Raw genomic sequence first — 21852 nt, forward strand, 5'->3', positions numbered from 1 at the left:
TCAGTGCTCCCCGACCAACTCGGCATACGGCCCCCCGGCGGCCACCAGTTCCTCGTGCCGCCCGCGTTCGACGACCGTCCCGTGGTCCAGCACGACGATCTCGTCGCTGTCGCGCACCGTGCTCAGCCGGTGCGCGATCAGGACGCAGGCGCAGCCGCGTCGCCGCAGGTTGTCGATGATCACCTGCTCGGTCTCGGCGTCCAGCGCGCTGGTCACCTCGTCGAGGACCAGCACACTGGGCTGGCGCACCAGCGCCCGGGCGATCTCCAGCCGTTGCCGCTGGCCGCCGGAGAAGTTGCGGCCGTCCTGCTCGACCCGGCTGTGAATGCCGCCGGGGCGCCTGGAGACCACGTCGTGGACGGCGGCGTCCTTGAGGGCGGCGACGACGGCGTCATCGGGTATGGACGGGTCCCACAGCGTCACATTGTCGCGGACGGTGCCCTCGAAGAGGAAGACATCCTGGTCGACGAACGATACCGAGGCGCTGAGCGAACCGCGCGAGATGTCCTCCAGCCGCTCTCCGTCAATCCGGATCGCACCCTCCCATGGACTGTAGAGACCCGAAATCAGCCGGGACACGGTGGACTTGCCGCTTCCGGACCCGCCGACGAGGGCGACCTGCTGACCCGGTCCGACCGCCAGGGAGAAGTCGGTGAGCAGCGGTTGGTCGAGCGGGCTGTAGCCGAAGGTGACGCTCTCCAGCGTCACATGCCCCCTGAGCCTGCGGGTATCGGCAGCCGGCTCCTGCCGCGAGTGGCGTGAGTGCTGTGAGTGGCGCGAGTACCGCGAGTACCGCGCATCCACCGGGAAGTTCTCGACGTCCTTGAGCCGGGACACGTCGGCCGCGAAGTCCTGGGCCCGGCCGGCGACCCCGTTCAGCCGGGCCACCGGCGCGGTGAAGCTGGTCACCAGCGTCTGGAAGGCCACCAGCAGACCGATCGAGATATGGCCTTCCACTGCTCGAAGCCCGCCGACCAACAGGATGAGCGCGCTGTTCAATGCCGCCAGCGTGGGCGCGACGACGGCCAGCACGGCGCTCGGCACGCCGAGTCGCTGCTGTCCGTCCAAGGTGGCCGCGTGCTGGCCCGCCCAGCGGCGGAAGTACCCGTTCTCACCCCCGGTCGCCTTCATCGTCTCGATCAACTGGAGCCCGCCGTACGAGGTGTTGGTCAGCCGGGCGCTGTCTGCGAGCAGCCGCTGGGTGCCGGTGGCCCGGATGCGGACCACCACCCGCATCGCCACCACATTGAGCAGGGCGATGAACACGCCGACCAGGGTCAGCTGCGGGTCGTACGTCCACAGCAGGACCGCGTAGAGGACCACGACCACGGCGTCCACGCCGGCGGCAGCGAGGTCTCGGGCCAGCGTCTCGGCCACCGCATCGTTGGACTGCAGACGCTGGACGAGATCGGCCGGGTTGCGCTGAGCGAAGAAGGTGACGGGCAGCCGGAGCAGATGCCGCAGGAAGCGGGCGCTGCTCAGGGTCGACGCGATGATCCGGCCGCGCAGCAGGTTCGCCTGCTGAAGGCCCGTCAGTACAGCGGTCAACAGCACCAGTGCGGCCATCGAGGCGAAGAGCACCGGCAACAGGGAGGTCTGGTTGCCTGCGAGCCCGCTGCCGAACACGAACGTGTCGATGTACGTCCGGCTCACGGCCGGCGCGGCCGCGCCGACGACCACCAGCAGGAAACTGGCGGCCAGTGCGGCCAGCAGCGTGCCCGTGGTGCCGCGCAGCCGGGCCGGTAGAGCACGAAGGATGCCCGGTTTCCGGCCACCTCGACGGAACCTGGCGCCGGGTTCGAAGGTCAGCACCACGCCGGTGAAGCTGGTGTCGAGGTCCTCGGGCGAGACGAACCGGCGGCCCCGGGCGGGGTCGTTGAGGTGCACGCCGCGCCGGCCGAATCGTCGTCCCATTCCGTCGAAGACGACGAAGTGGTTGAACTCCCAGAACAGGATGGCCGGCGCCCGCACCTGGGCCAGGGCGGTCGGTTCCATCTGCATGCCCTTGGCGTCGAGGCCGTACCCGCGGGCCGCCTTGAGCACGTTGCTGGCCCTGGAACCGTCGCGGGAGACCCCGCAGGCGATCCGCAGCTCCTCGAGGGGGACGTGCCGACCGTGGTGACCGAGCACCATGGCCAGTGCGGCGGCACCGCACTCCACGGCTTCCATCTGCAGGATGGTGGGGCTGCGGACGGCCCGCTGCTTCTTCTGCTTCTGCTTCTGCTTCCTCCGCGTCGGCGCTCGCGTCGGCGCTGGCGTCGGCGTGTGCTGCGCGGTCAAGGAAGAACCCAATCGATCGGATGCTGCGCGGCCAGGTGAACGGCACCACTGACCAAGGTCGAGGAGTCGATCGGATAGGGCGGGCCGCTCGCCGACGACCACGCGTACCCGGATCCCGTGCCGGCCGACCGGTCCAACTCGACCACGACCACCACAGGTTGCCCCTGAGCCGAGAACTGCTCGCCCAACTGGTCGTCCCCGAGGAAGCTGGTGATCTGCTGCTGCGTCTGGGGTACCCGGCCGACGGCCTTGACGTGGCCTCGCAGCACACCGAACTGGTGCGCTGGTGCCGACTGGACGCTCAGGTCCACCGCCGCACCCACCGGCACCGTCGATCCACTGCCGACCGGCACGTACAGCAGCGCCACGATCGGGTCGTCGGCATGGTCGATCCGCTCCACGGTCGCCAGATCCGCCCCGATGGCGACCACCGCACCGATCTGGGCCGACAACGCGGTCACCCGGCCCGCCGCCACCGTGCGCACGGTCTCGTCCGTCTGACCCGTGTGAACGCTGAGCAGTGGAGCGCCGACCGGCAGTGTGTCGCCCTCGTTGGCGAATACGGCGGTGACCTGACCGGCGACCGGGCTCTGCAGGATGTAACTGCCCTCGGCATGGGTCAGGATTCCGGGTGCGCTCAGCTTCGACGACACCGTCCCGAGTACCGCCCAGAAACAGGCGACTGCCATGACGGCCGCCGTCACGGCCAATACGAGCCGACCCTGCGGCCGCGCGAAGCGCACCGGTATATCGAGCTCTTCTCGCGATTGCAGCTTGGAAAGCGCCTTTTGGCGGAACTGCACGAAACTATTCCTTCAACTGCCTGCGCCTACGGCATTCGACTGCGGCATTGGCTTTTTGGCACTGGTCTGCCGGCGAGGTCCATGGACCCCGGAATCGGAGGACATCCGGGGTCCATGGCACAGCATGCCTGGGTCAGAGACCGAGGCCCCTGCTGTTCACCGAGGCCAGGCCGGTGACACCCGAGAGCAGGCCAGTGACCTGCGAAACGGGCACGATGGACTCGACCGTCCCGAGAACGTCACCGACACCGACGCCGGCGCCGTAGCCCAGCACGGAGACGCCGACGCCGGCGAGGCCGCCGGAAACGTTGTCCAGGTCACTGTCGGCGATCTCGCGGGTCTCGATCTGGGAGGCGAAGTCGTTACGCATGAGGCACTTTTCCCTTCATAGCACAGATTATTTCTTCACGGTCGCACGGAATCTCGGAAAAGCCGAAATCGGTTCGATAGCCACCGCTTTACGCAAAATCCAACCACGGCAGCAGGAGGCCCGTCCACCCAGCCCATCGGAGTTTCGGTGAACGTTGCGGCAAAGCGATCCACTGGCACCGGATCATGCCCATCAGAGATCGACGAGATCTTCACGCAATATCAGTGACAATTCGCGCGGGTAGGCCAGGGCGGGCCCGACGTACGGGCTTATGTCCCGTTTTGCGGGATTCTCGGCGGATACAGCCCGATTCGCCTTTTGATCGCATACCCCCAAGAACTCTCGCCCGTACACCACATGACATGCACACGTGTGGGATCAGCGCAGGAGCGGTGTCAGGTATCAACCGTTATGACGACAAGTCCGCAGCCACGATGGTTTGATGGGAGCCGGCTTCAAGCCGTTGCGGAGCCGCGACGGCGGCTACTTGCGCGGGGGTCCTGTGCTTCAACTCGACATGCAGGGCGGCGCATTGGCCAACACGCGCTTCGCCATCTCACCGATCGGAACGGCTGCCGGGGTCCTGTGGCTGTTACGTGACGACGCGCCGGCTGCGGGCGGGGGCTCACGGCCATCGGTCCGCGCTGGCCCCGGCTGCGTGCCCGATTGGAGGCCGACATCGCCCACCGCTCCCGCGTGATGGCCCGGAACGGCCTGGCTGAGGTCCTGAGCGGCCTTCATCCCACCATCACGTGGGACAACGGGTGCTTGGACCTGATGATCGGCCTGCAGGGACGGGTGAGCGGCAGCACGAGCCTGGTGCTGTCCCCATCGCCCTTCGGCCACCGGCCGCGGTTCGTCATCGACTCCATGCCCGCACCGGTCCACCGTCAGCCCATGCTCACGTATCCAGCGCTCGCCTGGTCCGACAGACCGGCGCTGCCCTCCGACGCCCGGGCCAACCACGAGCTCATCGGAGCCACCAGGGCACGGCTGCTGGCCGACCTGCACGACAGCCCACGCACCACCGGCGAACTGGGCGAACGCCACCGGCTGTCGATCGGCACCGTCTCCTACCACCTGGGCATCCTGCACCGCGCGGGCCTGCTCACGCGTACCCGAGTCGGCCGGAGCGTCCGGTACGAGCAGACCCCGCACGCCGCCGTCCTGCTGGACGTAGACAGACGTGGCTCGTCCAACTGACAAGTCGTCAGAGCCCGTCGGCTGGGACGCTCACGCCGGCGGGCGACGCGCTGCTGTCATGCTCCGCCGGCGGCGTCGCGGGCGCTCAGTTGCTCGGCCCAGTCGGCCGGCACCCGTCCGGCCGGGCCCGGAACCGGCTGCCGCGCAGGGTGGCTGTCGGGCGGGGCCAGCTCAGGACCGGACTCGTAGAACTCGGACGTGTCGTAGTTCCAGAACCAGCTCTCGCCCGGCTCGAAGCTGCGGATCACCGGGTGGCCGGTGGCCTTGGCATGTGCCGTGGCGTGCCGGGACAGCGAGTCGTCGCAGCAGCCGACGTGGCCGCAGCGCGTGCAGCGCCGCAGGTGGAACCACCAGCCGCCGGCCGCGTCGCACTCGACGCAACCGGTCCCGCTCGGCGGCACGGTGGGATCGATCGGGTTCTCGGTGTTCATGGCTGCTCCAGCGGGGTGTCGGGTCTGACGGGGTTGATGGGGAGGCGGACCTGGAAACGGGTGTCGCCCGGCACGGATGCGAGCCGCAGGTCGCCGCCATGGCGGTTGACGATGATGCGCCAGGAGATGTCCAGGCCGAGTCCCGTGCCTTCGCCGACCGGTTTGGTGGTGAAGAACGGGTCGAAGACGCGGTCGCGCACCTCGGGGGGCACGCCGGGGCCGGTGTCGCGGAACTCGACCAGCACGTGGTCACCGTCCTGTGCGGTGCGGACGGTGAGGGTCCCACCGGCGCCGGTGCTGCGCATGGCCCACACCGCGTTGTCGATCAGGTTCGTCCACACCTGGTTCAGCTCGGCGGGGTACCCGGGGATGCGGGGCAAGGCGGGGTCGTAGTCGCGCACGACCGTGATGTCCGGGCCGATCTTCGCGGCGAGCATCATCAGCGTGCTGTCCAGCAGCTCGTGTACGTCGGCGTTCTGATAGGGGGCCCGGTCCAGCTGCGTGTACTGCCTGGCCGCGCCGACGAGTGCGGAGATGCGGTGCGTGGCGTCGTCGATCTCGTTCAGCAGCAGTTCGGCCTCAACCGTGCAGCTCAGAAGGCTCAGGGACCGGCCGAGCAGCTCCTCGGACAGGGAGGCGGCGACCCGGTTGAGCCAGTCGGTGCCCAGGTTCGCCTGGACGAGGACCGGCGCCAGCTGCCAGCCGTCTTCGACGCCGTGCCCCTCCAGCCAGTCGCCGAGCTCGTCCTCGCGGTCCGCGGCCTGCAGCGGGCTGAGCGGCTGGGCCTGGCCCAGCCGGCTGACGGTCATCTCCACCAGCTCGCTCAGCCGGGCCAGGTCTTCGGCTCGGTGCGGTTGGGCCGCGAGTTCGCCGAACTCGCGGCGTACCGCGGCGATGCGTTCGCGCAGTGCGGCGGCGGCGCGCACAGCAGCGGCGGCAGGGTTGTTGAGCTCGTGGGTGAGCCCGGCGGTCGCCGAGCCGAGCGCCAGCAGCCGCTCCCGCTGGCCGATCGCCTCCTGGGTGTTCTTGAACCCGAAGAACAGGCCCTCCAGCAGGTGGACGGCCATCGGGAACCAGCCGCGCATGATCTGGGCGAAGGCGTCCGCGGGCAGCACGAAGAACCGGGACCGCTCGGTCACCCGCATCGAGTTGTTGTACACCTGGGGCACCTGGTCGCCGAGGTACGCCTGGAAGGCCCCGGCATAGACGCCGGGTGCGGACGTGCGGCCGAAGTCCACCTCCTGGCCGCCGACGCTGCGCGTGAGGATCACGGTTCCGTGGAACAGCACATACAGGTTCGTGGCCGGATCGCCCTCCTGGTACACCGGACCCGGGTCGAACCACTCCACGTGGCCGTCACGGCACAGCCGCGCCAACTGGTCGGAATCCAGCTTCTCGAACAGGAACAGCGAACGCAGCTCGTCCTCCTCGCACCGAACCGGGTCGTCGCCGGTCATGACTGCTCCAGATAGCGGTGCACGAGCATGACGGCCATCGCACCCTCGCCGACCGCGGAGGCGACCCGCTTGGCGGACTCGGCGCGGGCGTCCCCCGCCACGAAGACTCCGGGCACGTTGGTCTCCAGGTGGTACGGCGGCCGGTCCAGCGCCCATCCGGCCGGCGGGCGCCCGTCGGCCGTCAGGTCGGGGCCGGTGGGGAGGAAGCCGTGCGAGTCCCTGGTCACCGTGCCGTCCAGCCAGTCGGTCATGGGGGCCGCGCCGATGAACACGAACATCCACTGTGCGTCGACCTCCTCGCTCTCCCCGGTCACGGTGTCGCGCAGGGTCAGCCCCTCCAGGTGCTCCTTGCCGTGGACGGCCGCCACGACCGTGCCGGTGCGGACCGAGATCGTGGGAGCCTTCTCGACGCGCTCCAGCAGGTAGTGCGACATGGAGGCCGCCAGCGACGGGCCGCGCACCAGCAGGGTGACCGACTTGGCGCCCCGGGCCAGGAACGTCGCGGCCTGGCCCGCGGAGTTCGCGCCGCCGACGATGTACACGTCGTGGTCCTGGCACGCGACGGCCTCGGTCAGCGCCGAGCCGTAGTACAGACCGCGCCCGGTCATCGCGGCCGCTCCCGGCACGTCCAGTTGCCGGTAGGTCACGCCGGTCGCGAGGATCACGCTGTGCGCCGAGACGGTGGAACCGTCCGAGAACCGCAGGGTGCGGGCGGCGCCGTTCGCCTCCAGGGCGGTGACCTCGCGCGCGGTCAGCATCTCGGCGCCGAACTTCGCCGCCTGCCGGCGTGCCCGATCCGTGAGCTGCGCGCCGGAGACGCCGTCGGGAAAACCGAGGTAGTTCTCGATCCGTGAGCTCTGGCCCGCCTGGCCTCCGGTCGCCGAGCGCTCGACCAGGACCGTCCGCAGCCCTTCCGAGGCGCCGTACACGGCCGCGCCCAGTCCCGCGGGCCCGCCGCCGACGATGACGAGGTCGTAGAAGTCGGCCGCCGGTGTCGTCGAGAGACCCACCCGCGTGGCCAGCTCCCGTTCCTCCGGCTCGACGAGCGTCGCACCGTCCGGAGTGACCACCAGTGGCAGCCGGAGACCGTCCTGCCCCGCGGCGGAGAGCAGCCTGCGGCCCTCCGGCTCATCGGAGTTGTACCAGCGGTAGGGCACCTGGTTGCGGGCCAGGAACTCCCGGATCTGCGAGGACTGCGCCGACCAGCGGTGCCCGACGACTTTGATGGTGCCCGCCGTCCGGCCGTCGGTCGCCCGCCAGGACTCCAGCAGATCGTCCACCACGGGGTAGAGCTTCTCCTCCGGCGGCTCCCACGGCTTGAGCAGGTAGTGGTCGAGGTCGACGACGTTGATGGCGTCGATCGCCGCGTCGGTGTCGGCGTAGGCGGTCAGCAGCACCCGCCGCGCGCCGGGGAACAGGTCGAGGGCCTGCTCCAGGAACTCGATACCGTCCATCTGCGGCATGCGGTAGTCGGCCAGGATCATCGCGACCGGGGAGCCCCGCAGCTTCAGCTCGCGCAGGGCGTCGAGCGCCGACGCGCCCGACTCGGCCCGCACGACGCGGTACGCGTCGCCGTAGCGGCGGCGCAGGTCGCGGGCGACGGCCCGGGACACCGCGGGATCGTCGTCCACGGTCAAGATCACGGTCCGTGCCGCGTCGGTGGTCTCTGCCATGGTTCACCGCCCAGACTGTCGCGGGGCCGGAGAGGCAACAGCCCTTCCAGTGTGCTCGCCGACACGCGGTACGGCCCGACGTCGCCCGCGCCCAGGTCAGGCGGTCACGGATGGCTCGCCACCATCACCGCGCCGAGCGTGGTCATCGTCGCCGCGATGAGCGCGTCGAGGACGCGCCACGAGGCGGGACGGGCGAAGAAGCGTTCCAGCAGCCGTGCGCCGAAGCCGAGTGCGCCGAACCAGCACAGGCTCGCGACGGCGGCGCCGGCGCCGAAGGCCCAGCGCTGGTCGCCGTAGGAGCCGGCGATCGAGCCGAGCAGCAGCACGGTGTCCAGGTAGACGTGGGGGTTCAGCCAGGTCAGCGCGAGGCAGGTGAGGACGGCGGCGCGCAGCGAGGGGGCGGTGTCGGCGGTCGGGTCCAGCCGGGCCGAGCGCAGCGCCCGGCGGGCGGCGAGCAGCCCGTAGCCGACCAGGAACGCGCCACCGATCCAGGCCAGCGCGGTGATCGCGGCAGGCCAGGCGTGCACCACGCTGCCGATGCCGGCCACACCGAGTGCGATCAGCACCGCGTCGGAGCCCGCGCAGATCGCGACGATCACCGGCACGTGCCGGCGGCGGATGCCCTGGCGCAGGACGAAGGCGTTCTGGGCGCCGATGGCCACGATGAGGGAGAGGCCGGTGCCCAGTCCTGCGGCGGCCGCGATGAGTACGTCGTGCATAGGGCGAGGCTAGGTCAGCCGCGGTAATCAGCCCAGCTAATGTTTCTTACGTATCCTTAGCGATTGTGATGACTGGTCTTCCCCTGGAGCAGGTACGCACCCTGCTCGCCGCTGCCGACGAGGGGACCTTCGAAGCGGCCGCCCGGGCCCTGCAGCTGACACCGTCGGCCGTCAGCCAGCGGATCAAAGCACTCGAGGAGCGCACCGGGCGGGTCCTGCTGCTGCGCTCCAAGCCGATCCGGCTGACGGACTCCGGCGAGGTCGTCGTGCGGTTCGCCCGCCAGGTCGCCCGCCTCGAGCGCGATGCCGGCGCCGAGCTGGGCCTGTCCGACTCCGGCGAGCCGGCCCGGGTGTCGATCGCGGTCAACGCCGACTCGCTGGCGACCTGGTTCCTGCCCGCGCTCGCGCGCGCCGGGCGCGAGGCGCGGATCTGCCTCGAAGTGCACCGGGAGGACGAGGAGCACACCACCCGGCTGCTGCGCGAAGGCACCGTGATGGCGGCCGTGACCTCCTCCCCGCAGCCGGTCCAGGGGTGTTCGGTGCGGGCCCTGGGACGGATGCGCTACCGCGCCATGGCGAGCCCGGAGTTCGTCGACCGCTGGCTCCGCGGCGCTCCGCTGCGACAGCTGCTCGGCGCTGCGCCGGTCGTGGTCTTCGACCGCCGCGACGAGTTGCAGGATCGCTTCCTGCAACGTCTCAACCCACGAGCCGCGACCGGGACCCTGCGCCACTTCGTCCCCGCCTCGGAGTCCTATCTGGACGCGGTGGTGTCCGGGCTCGGCTGGGGCATGCTCCCCGAGATCCATGTCGCCGCCCGGGCGGTCGGCGGACGGCTGCGCGATCTCGCCCCTGACCGGCCGATCGACGTCCCGCTGTACTGGCAGCAGTGGAAGCTCGACTCCCCGGCGCTGGCCGAGGTCGCCGACGCCGTGGCAGCGGCGGCCGCCGACGCGCTGTGAGGACTGGGCACACGCGGGACATCAGCCCCGGGTGCGCAGCGTCAGCGCAGCCGTTGCAGGGACTCGCGCAGGCGGCGGGCGTCGCGCAGGCGCTGCTCGTAGGTGGCACCGAGGGCCAGCAGCAGCAGGCCCGCGAGGGCGAGCGGGACCCAGCGGGGCAGCAGGCCGAGGACCTGGACGACGGTGGGGGCCAGTTCGTGCGCACCGACCAGGAGGAGAGTGCCGCCGCCGAGCAGCAGCGGGCACTGCAGGCGGCGCCGGGCGCCGATCAGGGTGACGGCCAGTGCTGCCGAACCGAGGAGCAGCGGGCGCAGCCAGTGCCCGTCCGACCAGAGCGCCAGCAGGGTGGGCAGCAGGCCCAGACCCAGGCCGGCACCGTAGGCGGACCAGGAGCCGCTGGTGGGACGGCGCCGCCGGTGGAGCAGGCCGAGGGTGAGCGCGACGCAGGCCAGGGGCAGGGTGTACGCCTCCGGGGTGTGCACCTGGGAGAGCACCAGCCGGATCCAGGAGGCGGCGATCAGCAGGGCCGTCGCGGTGAGCCCGGCGGCCCGGCGCCGGTCGGCGCGCAATGCGACGACGAGCGCCGCGACGCCGGCCACGGTCAGGTCGAAGGCGAGCCACCCGGGGTGGCCGACCGTCAGTGCGAGGGCGGTGCCCGCGAGGCCGTAGCCGGTGGCCTCGATGGAGAGCGAGACGCTGCCGGCCGTGCGGGTCGCCACCGGCGCGGTCCCGATGGCGACCACGAGGACGACGACCAGGCTGTCCGTGAACGCGAGTCCGGCGCTGTCCCCGATGGCGACGGCTTCGGCGCCGAGCGCGAGGACGGCGCAGCAGGCGGTGGCGGCCGAGGGGACTCCGCCGACCCTGCGAACCGTCAGCGCACCCGCCAGGACCACCAGGGCACCGAGCACGGTGATGGTCGCGGCGCGGTCGGCGAGCGCCCAGAGCAAGGCGAGCGCGGGAGCCGCGGTCAGGCCCACCAGGACCGCCGGACCAGCGGCGCGCAGCACTGCCACCAGTGCGGCCGCGAGCGTGAGGAGCGCCAGGATGCCGACTGCGGCACCGTACGGCAGCCCGCAGGCCACCGGCAGCAACCCGAGGGCGGGAACGGCCATGAGTGCGAGGGCGGCTTGCAGAGGGGCGGCGGGGACGGTGGTGACGCGCAGGACGGCGACGACGGCAACGACACCGGCCAGCAGCCATAGCCCCGTGAGGGCGGCGGGCGCGACGGTCCAGTCCCAGCCGGGCCCCGGCCCGCCCGCCCAGGCAGCGCGAGCGTGGCGGAGCGGCTCGGCGACGGAGCGCGCGAGGTCGGGTATCAGGGGCATCGAGGCGGCGAGCAGCGCACCGCCGGCGGCGTAGAACGCTCCGGTGAGGGCAGGCAGGTGTGGCGCCGGTGCCGCCCCCCGGTCCCGTCGCAGCAACGCCGCCGACACCGTCACGAGCAGCGCGGCCGGCACGGCGTAGGCGAGGGCGGCCCAGCTCTGCGGGAACGTCACGGCGAGCGATCCGCCCGCCGCCACCAGGACGGCCACCCCCGCGACGCAGCCGGCCGAGCGGCCCGCGCCGAGTCCGAGTTCCGGGTGCCGCAGCGCCACGAGGAGCGCGAGCAACGCGAGTCCGCCCAAGGGCAGCCAGGCCCAGGCGGTGGTGGCGAGGGCATCGGACGTCGCCGCCGTCGGGACGGTCGACGACAGTGCGGCCGTCAACGAGGCGACAGCCGCGACAGCCCCGCCCGTCACTCCCCAGAGCGCGGCGCCGGCGACCGCCGCCCTGTGCAGCGACGCGGTCCGCAGCGGCCGGTTGACGAGGAGTGCGCAGTCGACGGCCGCCGTGGCCACCATCGCGCTCGCGCCGGCATCGGCGCCGTGCAGCCCGACCGCGTTGACCGCCAGCAGGGCCGGCAGACGCCCGATCACAAAGCCGGCCGCAAGCGGCAGGCGCAGCCCGGTCGCCCACCCGTACGCCCCGGCGCCGATGCTGATCACCAGGGTGGCGACCGCCCAGTAGCCGAGGCCGTTCACCGCACCGAGTCCGGCCAGGTCGGCGGCCCGGCCGGCATAGGCGTCCATCATCACCAGAGCCAGCCCGATCGCGGCCGAGGTCTCGGCGGTCGCGTTCAGCCCCCGGCGCCTCAGCGGGTACGGCAGCGAGAGGGCGCAGCCGGTCAGCGCCGCCAGCACGACGGTCCGCCCGCCGATCCCCAGCCGTCCCCAGTTGACGACGGTGAAGGCCAGCGCGGCCACCGTGACCAGCAGCCCACCGAGGACCAGCAGGACGGTCTGCGCCGAGGGTCCGGAGACCTCCCGCCCGCTGCCCCGGCGCGGCGGTACGGTCCACCCTCTCGTGTCGACCCCGCTCGGTGCCGGTGCGGTCCAGGCCCGCTCGAGCTCGATGTCCGGATCGTCCCGCCGCGCACGCAGACCGGCCAGCAGCCGCTCCCGCTGCTGCACGAGTGTCAGCCGATGGACTTCCAGTCCCCGCAGCGCGAGCGTCAACTGCCACAGGGCCGCGGCATCGGCGCCGACCAGCGGCAGTCGGCACTGCGGGCAGCGGGTGGACCGCCCCAGGTCCAGCGGGGCCTCGCAGTCGGGGCAGCTCGGCACGGGTGTCGTCATGCCTGAGAGTGTGGAGGGTCCGGCTGCCCAGGTACAGGAGTACGGATACCCAACACTGCTGGACATGTTCACGTGAGCCCGGTTACGTCACGCCGGGTGCCTACTACGTTCGGTCGTAGGCACGGCCACCCTGCTCGGATTGCCGACAGGCGCCGCGTGACGGGGTCGTCCTACTACCCGGTGTCGTAGTCGGGGACCTTTGTCCCCTGTGCGGGCGCTGCTAAGAATGGCGGGTCAAGCCACGCCGCCCGTCCCACAGCCGGGTGGTGTGCTCCCCGAGGTGGATTCGAGGCAGGTCCAGCCGATCCGATACCGCCGGGTGCCCCGAACGAACCCACGGAAGAAGGTACCCAGATGTCCGGAGCAGCCCTTCTGGCAGGCGCATCGGTCGACGGCGCCTCGGTCGACGTGCCGGGCCGCGTCATGGCCTTCCTGGACTACTTCGCCGGGGTCTTCACCCTGCTCGCGCTGACCGCGGCGGTGGTCTGCGGGCTCGCCGCCACCGACCGCCTGGTCCTCACGCCCCGGTTGCGGGTCGCCGTCCAGTCCGTGCATCGGGCGACCGCCGTCGCGGCGCTCGGATTCCTGGCCGTCCACATCGCGGTCAAGGTCGCCGAGCAGCACGCCGGCCCGCAGAGCGCGATCCTGCCTTTCACCGGCGGCACCGCCCTCGCGGTGAGCCTGGGTACCGTCGCGGCCGACCTGCTCGTCCTGGTCGCGGCGACGGGCGCGATCCGCGGGCGTTTCGCGGGGAGTCGGCACGCCTGGGCCTGGCGGGTGATGCATGCGGGCGCGTACGCCTGCTGGCCGATCGCGCTGGCCCACGGTCTGACCGCCGGGCGCGCGGCGCACGCCTGGGTCCTGTGGGGCTACGGGCTGTGTGCGGCGCTGGTCGCCCTCGCTCTGCTGGTACGAGGCCTCTCGTGGCTGGGACGCCGCCGGACCGTCACTCGTCAGCTGCGCCGCTCCAAGGCTCACCATGCCGGCGCGCCGCGCCCGGCCCGCCCGGCCACGGGGCCGCGCCTGCCGCGGCACGCCGCGCCCCCCGTACCCGGACCCCTGGGGCTGGCCCAGTCCGGCGGTGGCCGGTGAGTGCCCGGAGCGACCTGCCGCAGGTGCGCCACCTGGGGTCGGCCCGGCTGACCGCTGGGCTGGACCGCTTCCAGCGCCTCGACCTCGCCATGCACACCCGCCTCCACCCTCCGCTCCCCCGGCCCAGCCGGGACAACCTGCTGGACCTGGCCGAGCGGGTCGATCTGCGCGGGCGCGGCGGCGCGGGCTTCCCCTTCGTCCGCAAGGCCCGGGCCGCGCTGGCCGCCGCCGACCGCACCGGGACCCGTCCGGTCATCGTGGTGAACGGCGCGGAGGGCGAGCCCCCGAGCGCCAAGGACCGGATGCTGCTCGCCCGGGCTCCGCACCTGGTGCTCGACGGCGCCTGCCTGGCCGCAGCCGCCTTCGGGGCCGAGGAGATCGTGATCGGCGTCGCCGCCGGCAGCCCCGGCGAGGTCTCGATTCCCGCCGCCCTCGCCGAGCGCGACCTGCCCTGCCCGGCCCGGACCGTCTGCCTCCCCGAGCGCTTCGTCTCCGGCGAGTCCGGCGCGCTGATCCGCGGGGTCAACGGGCTTGCGGTCCTGCCCGCCGCGGTGAAGGCCCGCGCGGCCGAGGGCGGAACAGGGGGCGTCCGACGGCGCCCGACGCTGCTGTCCAACGCCGAGACCTGGGCGCAGCTCGCCGTGGCCGCCCGGCTCGGCCCCGAGGCGTACGCCGCCGTCGGCACCGACTCCGAACCCGGCACGGTGCTGCTGACGGTCAACCGCCCAGGGGCCGGCCCCCTGGTGGTCGAGGCTCCCTTCGGTACGAGGCTGGGCGACGTGCTGGACACGGGTGGGCTGCGGCCGGGCGACGGTGTGCTGGTAGGCGGCTATCACGGCGCCTGGCTGGACCCGGTGGACGCCGCCAGCGCGGCGCTCTCCCGCACGGGTCTCGCCGCGCTCGGCGGTACCCTCGGCGCCGGTGCGATCGTCGCGCTCCCCGCCGCCACCTGCCCGCTCGGCGAGCTCACCCGGGTCGCGGCCTGGCTCGCGGGCCAGTCGGCCGGGCAGTGCGGGCCGTGCAAGCGCGGGCTGCCGGACGCCGCCGAAGCGCTCGCCGCGCTGGCCACGGGCGCCGGCGGGCCCGCGGAACTGGAGGACGTCCAGCGCGCCCTGGGCGGCGCGCAGGGCGGTGGCGCCTGCTCGCACCCCGACGGCACGGCCCGCTTCGTGCTGAGCGCGCTCGACGTGTTCGCCCGGGACGTCGAGGCCCACGTCGCCGGCACCGGGTGCGGGAGGCCGGTCCTCGGCGTACTGCCGCTCCCGCGCGACGAAGGCGCACAGCTGGAGGTGGACTGGTCCCGCTGCGCCGGGCACGGGCTGTGCGGCGTGCTGGCTCCCGGTCTCATCCGGCTCGGCCCGCACGGCTATCCCGCGTCGACCACCATCCCCGTCGCCCCCTGGCAGGAACACGGCGCCCGCCGTGCCGTGAGCCAGTGCCCGGCACTCGCCCTGCGCATCCGCCACCCGTAGGCCCTACGCCGTGGCCCTACGCTCCGTCGCTACGCCGTGGCGCCCCAGCGGATCGCGGCGGCGCCCGCGTAGTCGCCCGCGTGGGCGAAGCCGCCGAGGACCACCAGGTCGCCCTCCTTGACCCGGCCCGAGCGCAGGGCGCGGTCCAGGGTGATCGGGATCGCCGCGCCGAAGAGGTTGCCGCAGCTGTCGAAGGTGTCGGCGTGCCGCTCCGCCGGGAGTCCCAGCGCCTGGCGCCAGTTGTGCAGAAAGGTCCGGTTGGGCTGGTTGGTCACCAGCAGGTCGATGTCGGCGGCTGAGACGTCGAGCCGTCGGCACAGGTCCGTGACGACCTCGGGCACCAGCCGGTTGCCGCGTTCCAGGACGGTGGCGACGGCGTCCTCGGTGAAGCCGATCCGCAGTTGGGACTCGCCGGGCTCCCAGTACCTGCGCCCGTCGTCGAGCACGGCGGTCATGTCGCCGCCGTAGTCGACGAGATGACGGGTCAGCACATCCAGCACCGGGGAGGCGGCGGAGGTGGTCAGGTAGCCGACCCCGCAGCCGTCGCCGGGGATCGCGGCCTGGGCCAGCCGGCGGACGTCGGACTGGGTGAACAGCTGGCCCGCGGCGCTCTGCGCGTTGCAGATCAGCGCCGTCCTGGCGTCGGTGGTGGTGAGGATCTGCCGGGCCAGTTCGAGCATGTGGACGAAGGACGCACAGCCCGCGTTGGCCACGTCGACCAGCCAGCGCGGCTTGATCCCCAGCCGGCGGGCCACCTCCGTACCGGCTCCCACGAACGGCGTGTCCGGCAGCTGACTGTGCACCAGCAGGACGTCCACGGCGCGGATCTCGTCCCGGCCGTGCCGCTCGATCAGGGGGGCGACCGCGCGCTCGACCAGGTCCGTGTTGGTCTCGCCCGCGGCGACGTGGTGCCGCAGCGGGGGGACCTTGAACATGGGGTTGTCGCGCAGCTTGTCCTCCGCGCCGGGGTAGTCGGTGTAGAACGCGGCGGGGATCGGCTCGCCGGGCAGGTAGCCGGAGACGTCGACGAGGCTGACCGCGGTCACCGCGCCACCACCGTGGCGGGGGCGGTGCCGATCGGCAGGCCGCCGCGGTGGCGGTGCTCCAGGATCGCCTTGAGGTTCGCCATCTCCACGGTGTGGCCGGCGTAGAAGAAGTCCCAGTAGTCACCCACCCACGGCCGCTCGGCCTGCGGCGCCAACTGGGGGTGCGGGTTGGCGTCGTAGTACGGGTGGCGGCAGTTGGTCCAGGTGATCACCGAACCGGGCTTGCCGAGCACCAGCTGGGCCGGCACCACGCGCATCAGGTAGATCATCCACAGCTCCTCGCCCTGGTCCCAGGCGCAGTGGAAGTCCACGGTCATGGCCTGCTCATTGGTCTCCACCCGGCAGAAGATCCGGGTGTCCGGCGCCAACCGGTCGTCGCCGACCCAGAGTCCGGGGGTGCCGGCGGGGACGAAGTCGCGCAGGCTGAAGGTCCACTCCTCCAGGTGGTGGCCCTGCTTCAGGTACGCGTAGGCCTGCTCGGGCGGGCAGTCGACGTACTCCTCGATCGTGCAGTAGCGCCCGTAGACCTGCTGGTGCGGATAGGCGGGCAGGGTCAGCTCGGCGCAGCGGGTCATCAGCTGTTCCAGGTCGGTGTCCTCCACCCTGGTCAGGCCGGGGATCTCAGCGGTCCGGCCGGGGGTCTCAGCCGACATGGACTGGTCCGCACTCATGGGAACTCTCCTCGTTCTGGGCCGACATGCGGCCGGCAGCAGGGGATGGGACAGGGGGCAGGAAGGGAAGGAACGGCGGTATCTCGGCGGGATCGAAGTCCAGCGTGACGAAGGCCGGACCGCTGCTCGCGTTGCTGCGCAGCAGCGCCTGCCGCAGCTGCGCGGCGTCGGCCGCGCCGGTCACGTCCAGGCCGGGGAACAGGGCCGCCACGCCCGCGGCGATGTCGGTCGGGCGGAACAGGTTGCTGGGGTGTGCGGCGCCGAGGAAGATCTGCTCACGGGTGGCGCACATGGCGTGGGCGTTGTTGTTGAGGATCACGAAGGTGACCGGTGCGCCGTGTTCGAGGGCGGTGTGGACCTCCATGCCGTGCATGAAGAAGGCCCCGTCCCCAGCGATCACGTACGTGCGCTGCCCGGTGGCGAGCGCGGCGCCGATGCCGGCGCCGAAGGTGTAGCCCATGCCGCCCATGCCGACGGCCACCACGAAGCGGCCGTGGCGCGGGGCGGGCAGCAGGTGGATCGTGCTGGCCCCGGCGTTGCCGGCGTCCACGAAGACGTGCGCGTGCGCGGGCAGCGCGGCCTCGACGGCGGCCACCGCCGCCGCGTACGAGGTCCGGCCGCCGGCGGTGGGCGCGGTCCCGGCGAGGGGCGGGGTCGCCAGCGGGGACGGGCCGGTGTGCGCGGGAGCCGGCCGCGTGGCGGGGTCGAGCGGATCGGCGGTGGCGAGCCGGTCGGTCACCGTCCGCAGGGCCTCGCGCAGCTCGCCGCCCAGCCAGAGCCCCGGGACGAACGGCGGCTCGGGGTCGACGCAGACCACGGGCGTCCCGGCCAGCGCCTGCTCCAGGCCGGCCCGCGCCATCGCGGGCAGCCTGGTGCCCACCAGCAGGCAGGCGTCGGCCCGTTGCAGGCAGCGCAGCACGTTCGGGTGGCCCATCACGCCGGCCACCCCCGCGAAGCGGGCGTCGTGGTTGTCGAACACGTCCTTGGCGTCCGGGGCGACCGCCACCCAGGCGCCGAGCCGCTGCGCCAACTCGGCCAGCTCGGCCCGTGCGTCGCCCGCGGCCACCCCCTCGCCGGCGATCACCAGGACCCGCTCGGCGCTGCGCAGCACGTCCACCGCACGGTCCAGCAGCCGGGGTTCGGCATGCACCGGCGGCGCGGGCGGCGCCGGCAGCGGCTCGCGGACCTCGACCAGCGCCTGCTGCACGTCCTTGGGCAGCAGCAGCACCGCCGGTCCCCGAGGATGGCTGCGGGCCGCCGCGAGCGCCCGGTCCAGCAGCTCCGGGATCGCGTCCGGGTCCTCGACCCGGGCGCAGAACCGGCTGACGGGGGCGAACAGCTCCCGCGCGTCGAAGGAGCCCGCCCGGCCACTGGTGTCCTGGAACGCCCCGTGCCCCTCCAGCGCGGTGGGCGGCTGACCGACGAACGCCAGCAGCGGCACCCGCGAGGCATACGCCTCCGCCAGCCCCGGCAGCAGGTTCACCGCGCCGCCCCCCGAGGTGACCGCGACCACGCCGAGGCGCCCGGTCGCGCGCGCCTGCCCGTCCGCCATGGTGGCGGCGGAGAACTCGTGCTTGGCCACCACGGTGCGGATGACGTCACCGGTGGCGTGCAGCGCGTCGTACAGGTCCTCGATGTTCGCGCCGCCGACGCCGAAGACGTGCCGGACGCCTGCCTGGGCCAACTCCCTTGCCAGGTAGTCGACGAGCCGGACCTTGGCAGTCATACGGGACTCCTGTCGGCAGTCATACGGGACTCCTGTCCGCCTGGTCGGGCGGCATGATGAGGCCCGACGGCGCGATGGTCTGGAAGCGGTGGCGGTACTCGTTCGGGGTCAGCTCCAGGGCGCGGCCGAAGGAGCGGAAGAACGTCTCGGGGGCCGGGAACCCGCAGCGGCGGGCGATCTGGCTGACCGGCAGGTCGGTGGTCTCCAGCAGCTTGCGGGCCCGGGCGATGCGCATCTGCTCGATGTACTGGCCGGGCGGCGTGCCCACCTCGCGCCGGAACACCCGGGCGAAGTTGCGCAGGCTCATGCTGGCGCGCTCGGCGATCTCGGGCAGCGGCAGCGGCTCCTCAAGGTGCTCCAGGATCCACTCCTGGGCGGCGCGAATCGGTGCGCGGTCGGCGAGTTGGGCCTCCAGGATCGCGCTGAACTGCGACTGCCCGCCGTTGCGCTTGAAGAAGAGCACCAGGAAGCGGGCCACCTCCAGCGCGAACGCCGCGCCGTGGTCGGCCTCCACCAGCGACAGGGCCATGTCGATCCCGGTGGACACCCCGGCCGAGGTGATGAACCGGCCGTCCCACACGAAGATCGGCTCACGGTCCACCGTCACGTCCGGGTAGCGCTGGGCCAGTTCCTCGCAGTAGGCCCAGTGCGTGGTGGCGCGGCGCCCCCTGAGCAGGCCCGCCTCGGCGAGCAGGAACGCGCCGCCGCACACCGAGGCGACCCGGCGCGAGCGGGCAGCGGCCCGGCCGATCCAGCCGACCAGCTCCTGGTCCGCCAGGGCGTCCCGCAGACCCCAGCCGCCCGGGACGAGCAGGGTGTCGATCGGGCCGTCGCCGCTCTCCAGCGGCTCGGCGGCGACCACCATGCCCGAGCAGGTCCGCACGAGCGGCGCGTCCGCCGAGACGAACTCGATCCGATAGGGGATGCCCGTCGGCGCGAGCAGCCGGTTGACGGTGTCGAACACCTCGATCGGCCCCGCTATGTCCAATGCCTGGGCACCGGAGTAGATCACCACCACCACACGTCGCTGATGCACGGTCACAGCCTGTATCCGGCGCGGGATGGCGGCAATGACGGCCTAGTGACGAATTCGGCCATCGGCGGGGACGCGGATCGCGGGGAGGCTACTGACCAGCAGTGATAACGGAGAGTCAGGACCCAGTGTGAGACGAGTCATACGCATACCGCCGCTGCTGCTCGGGCTCCCACGGGCATGGCTGTGCCGTGCCGTTCCCGGTGGAAGACCCGGGAACGGCACGGCACAGCGTGCGAGGGTACGAGGGTGGGTCAGCTGACGGGGCCGCCCGGCGTGATCACGCAACCGCCGTCGTTGTTGCTCCACAGCGGCTGCATGGCGAAGGCCCCCGTGGAGAGCGCCACCCGCTGGAAGTTGCTCTCACACAGGTCGCCGATCTCCTCACCGTTGCTGTCCACCCAGCCGCTCGACGGCTGCGGATCGGTGACCGACTCGGCGAACTCGTGTCCCTCGACGATGCTGAACGCGTCCAACTTGCCGCCCAGGGCGGAGTTCGGGCAGCGGCTGCCGCTCGGCGCGTCCAGCTGGTAGGGCATGTTGGTGTACGAGACGCTGCCCGTGTAGTCGTGCCACGCGCAGAAGCCGGAGGACGGCCAGCCGTCGGGGTGGGTGCCGTGCGGGCTCATGACCACGATCTGGGCGTCCGGGTTCCCGGTGACGCCGAAGTGCGCGGCGGCCTTGTCGGCCTCGGAGGCGATGCTCTGCTGCCCGGCCGACGACGGTGCCTTGGCCCGGTTGTCGTTCCAACTCCCGGCGAGCACCGGGCCGGTGAAGGTCGGACCGGTGCCGCTGGAGTCCGTGTACTGCGTCGTGCTGCTCGACCAGGTGTCCGAGCTGGTGCCGACGCCGTTGAACAGGCTGGTCATGTACGGCTTGATGCCGTTGGTGTCGGTGTTCCACTGGGATCCCCAGTAGACGAGGTAGACCTTGGGGGAATGCTGGACCGGGCCGCCGCCGTACTGCATCCCGCTCGACGTGGCGGCCGGGGCGGCCGGGGAGGCGCCGTACCGGTTGCCGGCGGCGGAGGAGTGACCGGACACCGCGTGCGCGCTGGCGTTCGGGACGGCGTTCAAGGCGGCACTCGGGCTCTGCGCGAAGGCCGCAGGTGCACCGGTGAGTTGGACCGCCGCGAGCAGCGCGGCGGCCGCCGTGACGCCCAGCGCGGCCGCGGGCCGCTGCAGGGCCTGGGAGTGGAAGGAGAGTTTCATGTCACTCGCATTCGGGAGATCGGTGGAGATGCGGATGTATGTGCGTTCCGTGCGCGTTCCGTTCCGGGGGTGGCGCCCGTCAGTAGCGCGGCACGGCCGGCCTGGTGGCCGTGGAGTGCGCCGGGCGCGCGGCCCACGGGCTGAATCCCGCCGGGACGATCGAGAACGAGCCGTTCTGCAGCGCGGTCTCGGTGTACTGGCCGCTGTCGATCGCCTGCGGGCTGAAGGCGTCGAAGGCCTGCCCGTTGACGGTGACTCCCGAGAAGTCGAGCCGGCTGAAGGACGGGTAGCTCTGGGACGGGGACTCGATGACCGCCTCGGCACTGACGTTCTGCGCGTCGAGCTGCTGCTGGGTGTTCTCCGTCCAGCCCTGGGTGTTGTCGGTGAGGGCCAGCGCGTAGTTGCCCGAGCCGTCGGTGCTCACCGTGCCGGTGAAGGAATCCCCGGCGGACACCGGGTCGTTGAAGTACTGCGGCGGCGCCGGGTACATCTCGTACCAGCCGCTGAGCACGGGCGAGCCGGAGGAGCAGTCGGCCTGGACGCCGGTCTGCTCGACGGTCTGCGAGCCGTAGCCGTCGATACCGACCCAGGGCGCGAAGAGGTCGTTGGTGGAGTTGCACTGGATCTGCGGCATCGTCCAGGACCCCGAGATGCTCTGGAACCCGCTGCCCTGAGCGACGTAGCCACCCCAGACCCCGCCGTCGAAGCGGGTGCGCAGGGCCTTGGCGTCACGGTGCTGGCCGCTCGCGGGCCCGAAGTGCGCGCTGGGGTTGGCAGCTGCGGGCGCGGCCTGGGCGGGGGCGGCGAGCGCGGCGGCGGTGGCGAGCGCGAGGGCCGCCGCGGCTCCGGCCATGCATAAGAGGTGTCGGGCCATGGTCGATCTCCTACTGACGTGGGGGTTCCACGGAGCGGGGGATCAGCCTGGGGGCGCTCCACGCTCCGCACTTGTCGGCCAGCGTCGACCTCCTCCAAGGGAGTTGAGAAGAGCAAAGGTCATGCAGGAACACGCCATGGCGGGAACATGCCAGCTCCCGAACCGGCCCCGACCGGCCTGAACCTGCTGCTGAACTCCTGACGCTCCCCACCGG

General features: G+C 72.2%; 18 protein-coding genes. 4 read left to right on the forward strand and 14 right to left on the reverse strand.

Features of this window, described 5'->3' with window-relative positions; translation table 11 throughout:
* The 3 genes from P3T34_RS02675 to P3T34_RS02685 form a co-directional block, all read right to left on the reverse strand.
* Positions 1-2178: an NHLP family bacteriocin export ABC transporter peptidase/permease/ATPase subunit gene (locus P3T34_RS02675; protein ID WP_280671788.1), complete on the reverse strand. Its 2178-nt coding sequence runs from the start codon at positions 2176-2178 to the stop codon at positions 1-3.
* Positions 2179-2276: 98 nt separating this feature from the next.
* Entirely contained in the window at positions 2277-3083 is an 807-nt protein-coding gene (locus tag P3T34_RS02680; protein ID WP_280664330.1) for an HlyD family efflux transporter periplasmic adaptor subunit, read from the reverse strand.
* Between the two features lie 133 nt (positions 3084-3216).
* Positions 3217-3453, reverse strand: a complete 237-nt coding sequence (locus tag P3T34_RS02685; protein ID WP_280664331.1) for a hypothetical protein — start codon at positions 3451-3453, stop codon at positions 3217-3219.
* Between the two features lie 897 nt (positions 3454-4350).
* Between P3T34_RS02685 and P3T34_RS39840 the strand changes: the two genes are divergently transcribed.
* The gene (locus P3T34_RS39840) at positions 4351-4656 is read left to right on the forward strand and encodes a winged helix-turn-helix domain-containing protein (RefSeq protein WP_348534610.1); all 306 of its coding nucleotides are present in this window, start codon (positions 4351-4353) and stop codon (positions 4654-4656) included.
* A gap of 56 nt (positions 4657-4712) precedes the next feature.
* Here the strand turns inward: P3T34_RS39840 and P3T34_RS02695 are convergent, their stop codons facing one another.
* The 4 genes from P3T34_RS02695 to P3T34_RS02710 form a co-directional block, all read right to left on the reverse strand.
* On the reverse strand, positions 4713-5087 hold the full coding sequence (locus P3T34_RS02695; protein WP_280664332.1) for a UBP-type zinc finger domain-containing protein: 375 nt from the start codon (positions 5085-5087) through the stop codon (positions 4713-4715).
* Complete coding sequence (locus tag P3T34_RS02700) at positions 5084-6544, reverse strand: ATP-binding protein (protein WP_280664333.1); 1461 nt, start codon at positions 6542-6544, stop codon at positions 5084-5086. The genes P3T34_RS02695 and P3T34_RS02700 overlap by 4 nt, the downstream gene beginning before the upstream one ends.
* Positions 6541-8217, reverse strand: a complete 1677-nt coding sequence (locus P3T34_RS02705) for an FAD-dependent oxidoreductase (protein ID WP_280664334.1) — start codon at positions 8215-8217, stop codon at positions 6541-6543. The genes P3T34_RS02700 and P3T34_RS02705 overlap by 4 nt, the downstream gene beginning before the upstream one ends.
* A 104-nt stretch (positions 8218-8321) precedes the next feature.
* Positions 8322-8936, reverse strand: coding sequence for a LysE/ArgO family amino acid transporter (locus tag P3T34_RS02710; protein ID WP_280664335.1), 615 nt, complete (start codon positions 8934-8936; stop codon positions 8322-8324).
* Between the two features lie 68 nt (positions 8937-9004).
* Between P3T34_RS02710 and P3T34_RS02715 the strand changes: the two genes are divergently transcribed.
* Positions 9005-9895, forward strand: coding sequence for a LysR family transcriptional regulator ArgP (locus P3T34_RS02715; protein WP_280664336.1), 891 nt, complete (start codon positions 9005-9007; stop codon positions 9893-9895).
* A gap of 41 nt (positions 9896-9936) precedes the next feature.
* On the opposite strand, the gene P3T34_RS02720 is transcribed toward P3T34_RS02715, so the two are convergent.
* On the reverse strand, positions 9937-12513 hold the full coding sequence (locus tag P3T34_RS02720; RefSeq protein ID WP_280664337.1) for a hypothetical protein: 2577 nt from the start codon (positions 12511-12513) through the stop codon (positions 9937-9939).
* A gap of 354 nt (positions 12514-12867) precedes the next feature.
* Between P3T34_RS02720 and P3T34_RS02725 the strand changes: the two genes are divergently transcribed.
* Both P3T34_RS02725 and P3T34_RS02730 read left to right on the forward strand, forming a co-directional pair.
* Complete coding sequence (locus P3T34_RS02725) at positions 12868-13605, forward strand: hypothetical protein (protein ID WP_280664338.1); 738 nt, start codon at positions 12868-12870, stop codon at positions 13603-13605.
* The gene (locus tag P3T34_RS02730) at positions 13602-15077 is read left to right on the forward strand and encodes an NADH-quinone oxidoreductase subunit NuoF family protein (protein ID WP_280664339.1); all 1476 of its coding nucleotides are present in this window, start codon (positions 13602-13604) and stop codon (positions 15075-15077) included. The genes P3T34_RS02725 and P3T34_RS02730 overlap by 4 nt, the downstream gene beginning before the upstream one ends.
* A 29-nt stretch (positions 15078-15106) precedes the next feature.
* Here the strand turns inward: P3T34_RS02730 and P3T34_RS02735 are convergent, their stop codons facing one another.
* From P3T34_RS02735 to P3T34_RS02760, 6 genes are all read right to left on the reverse strand, one after another.
* On the reverse strand, positions 15107-16123 hold the full coding sequence (locus tag P3T34_RS02735) for a ketoacyl-ACP synthase III family protein (protein WP_280664340.1): 1017 nt from the start codon (positions 16121-16123) through the stop codon (positions 15107-15109).
* Entirely contained in the window at positions 16120-16794 is a 675-nt protein-coding gene (locus P3T34_RS02740) for an SRPBCC family protein (RefSeq protein WP_280664341.1), read from the reverse strand. Before P3T34_RS02740 ends, P3T34_RS02735 begins: the two co-directional genes overlap by 4 nt.
* On the reverse strand, positions 16766-18520 hold the full coding sequence (locus tag P3T34_RS02745) for a thiamine pyrophosphate-binding protein (protein WP_280664342.1): 1755 nt from the start codon (positions 18518-18520) through the stop codon (positions 16766-16768). The genes P3T34_RS02740 and P3T34_RS02745 overlap by 29 nt, the downstream gene beginning before the upstream one ends.
* A 19-nt stretch (positions 18521-18539) precedes the next feature.
* Positions 18540-19556, reverse strand: a complete 1017-nt coding sequence (locus P3T34_RS02750; protein ID WP_280664343.1) for a GlxA family transcriptional regulator — start codon at positions 19554-19556, stop codon at positions 18540-18542.
* 251 nt (positions 19557-19807) lie between these two features.
* Positions 19808-20764 (reverse strand): hypothetical protein, encoded by a 957-nt coding sequence (locus P3T34_RS02755; protein ID WP_280664344.1) that lies wholly within the window; start codon positions 20762-20764, stop codon positions 19808-19810.
* A 79-nt stretch (positions 20765-20843) separates the two neighbouring features.
* Positions 20844-21617, reverse strand: coding sequence for a G1 family glutamic endopeptidase (locus tag P3T34_RS02760; protein ID WP_280664345.1), 774 nt, complete (start codon positions 21615-21617; stop codon positions 20844-20846).
* Between the last annotated feature and the right edge of the window lie 235 nt (positions 21618-21852).

The sequence above is a fragment of the Kitasatospora sp. MAP12-44 genome (assembly GCF_029892095.1).
GTDB lineage: Bacteria > Actinomycetota > Actinomycetes > Streptomycetales > Streptomycetaceae > Kitasatospora.

Coding starts and splice junctions, on each gene's coding strand:
- P3T34_RS02685 (WP_280664331.1), bottom strand. CDS start 3,453: ATGCGTAACGACTTCGCCTCCCAGATCGAGACCCGCGAGATCGCCGAC.
- P3T34_RS39840 (WP_348534610.1), top strand. CDS start 4,351: ATGCTCACGTATCCAGCGCTCGCCTGGTCCGACAGACCGGCGCTGCCC.
- P3T34_RS02695 (WP_280664332.1), bottom strand. CDS start 5,087: ATGAACACCGAGAACCCGATCGATCCCACCGTGCCGCCGAGCGGGACC.
- P3T34_RS02700 (WP_280664333.1), bottom strand. CDS start 6,544: ATGACCGGCGACGACCCGGTTCGGTGCGAGGAGGACGAGCTGCGTTCG.
- P3T34_RS02705 (WP_280664334.1), bottom strand. CDS start 8,217: ATGGCAGAGACCACCGACGCGGCACGGACCGTGATCTTGACCGTGGAC.
- P3T34_RS02710 (WP_280664335.1), bottom strand. CDS start 8,936: ATGCACGACGTACTCATCGCGGCCGCCGCAGGACTGGGCACCGGCCTC.
- P3T34_RS02715 (WP_280664336.1), top strand. CDS start 9,005: ATGACTGGTCTTCCCCTGGAGCAGGTACGCACCCTGCTCGCCGCTGCC.
- P3T34_RS02720 (WP_280664337.1), bottom strand. CDS start 12,513: ATGACGACACCCGTGCCGAGCTGCCCCGACTGCGAGGCCCCGCTGGAC.
- P3T34_RS02725 (WP_280664338.1), top strand. CDS start 12,868: ATGTCCGGAGCAGCCCTTCTGGCAGGCGCATCGGTCGACGGCGCCTCG.
- P3T34_RS02740 (WP_280664341.1), bottom strand. CDS start 16,794: ATGAGTGCGGACCAGTCCATGTCGGCTGAGACCCCCGGCCGGACCGCT.
- P3T34_RS02745 (WP_280664342.1), bottom strand. CDS start 18,520: ATGACTGCCAAGGTCCGGCTCGTCGACTACCTGGCAAGGGAGTTGGCC.
- P3T34_RS02755 (WP_280664344.1), bottom strand. CDS start 20,764: ATGAAACTCTCCTTCCACTCCCAGGCCCTGCAGCGGCCCGCGGCCGCG.
- P3T34_RS02760 (WP_280664345.1), bottom strand. CDS start 21,617: ATGGCCGGAGCCGCGGCGGCCCTCGCGCTCGCCACCGCCGCCGCGCTC.